This window comes from Micromonospora sp. NPDC002717, assembly GCF_040295705.1.
Lineage (GTDB): Bacteria > Actinomycetota > Actinomycetes > Mycobacteriales > Micromonosporaceae > Micromonospora.
Window position 1 is genome coordinate 1 of the sequence record NZ_JBEOVW010000097.1, and the last position, 1,201, is coordinate 1,201.

1 protein-coding gene is annotated in these 1,201 nt (G+C 42.1%); it reads left to right on the forward strand.

Annotated elements, in window-relative coordinates:
• Positions 1 to 238 precede the first annotated feature (238 nt).
• Positions 239 to 1,186, forward strand: a complete 948-nt coding sequence (locus ABT006_RS35025; RefSeq protein ID WP_350712757.1) for an IS30 family transposase — start codon at positions 239 to 241, stop codon at positions 1,184 to 1,186.
• Positions 1,187 to 1,201 lie beyond the last annotated feature (15 nt).

A 1,201-nucleotide genomic window follows, 5' to 3' on the forward strand; every position in this document is an offset into this window, starting at 1 on the left:
AGATTTAGCTTTGGCAACGGCAAACTTTCCAGGTATAATTTTTGGATTGGTCACATTTTTTACTGCCCTTTGATGATAAAAAAATTGATTAATTGGACCTGTGTGTGGCCATTATCAGAGATAAATAAATAATAAATTCGCAAATTGTAAAATGAAGTTAGCCACCTTGAGTCAAGCAAAAAACATCTGAATCTCTTATACTAGAAGTTCGACCAAATAGTATAAAAAGGAAATTCAGATGCAAGACTATTCTATCACAAGCCAGAGCAAAGGGAAACACCTGACCAATCAAGACCGTTTAAACATTGAACGTTGGCACAATAAAGAAGGACTGAGCAACCGTGAGATTGCGCGCTTATTGAATAAAGCTCATGGGACGATTGACAGAGAGATGAAGCGAGGGGAAATCCAGCTCAAGCGGAAGGTAAAATACTCTGCTAAAAAGGCTCAAGAAAATTATGAAGGATTGAGGGCTCACAGTGTTCGTCCGAGTAAACTCACGACTGAGATTGATTGTTATGTGAGTACACGTCTTAAAGAAGACAAGGACTCTTTGGAAGTCATTCATCAGGCTCCAAAAGGAGTTTCTCTGAGCAGCCTCTACAATTGGGTCAACTGGGGCTGGTTAGAAGCCAAGCGTCATCATCTTTTCTATCCGCAGTATAAGGCGGCAAAGAAAATCAAACCTCGTGCGCCAAAGCATCCTTTTGGTAAGTCTATTGAAGAACGGCCTGAGTTCATTAACAATCGCTTAGAAGTGGGGCATTACGAGATTGACACGGTCATTCTTACGAGAGCTAAGAACAAGGTGCTTTTGACGCTCACAGAGCGAAAATACCGCACGGAGATCATTCGCTTGATTGATGGGAAAACAGCACAGGCGGTCAATGATGAGCTGGTGGAACTTCAAAAAAGTTATGACTTCAAATCCATTACCCCTGACAATGGCCATGAATTTGCAAGGCTCTCTGAGGTCGTAAGCTGTCCAGTTTACTATGCACACGCCTACGCGAGCTTTGAGCGAGGGACGAATGAAAACCATAACCGAATGATTCGTAGGCATCTGCCAAAAGGCACAACAAAGACGACCCCTGAAGAAGTCGCCGCTATCGAGTATTGGATGAACCATTATCCAAGAAAAATGTTCAACTATAAGAGTTCATATGAGATGAGCTTGGCTGTCTAACTTGGACTTGCAATT

Bases quoted from the DNA above. Each gene is read 5' to 3' on its own strand.
- ABT006_RS35025 (WP_350712757.1), top strand. From the start codon at position 239: ATGCAAGACTATTCTATCACAAGCCAGAGCAAAGGGAAACACCTGACC.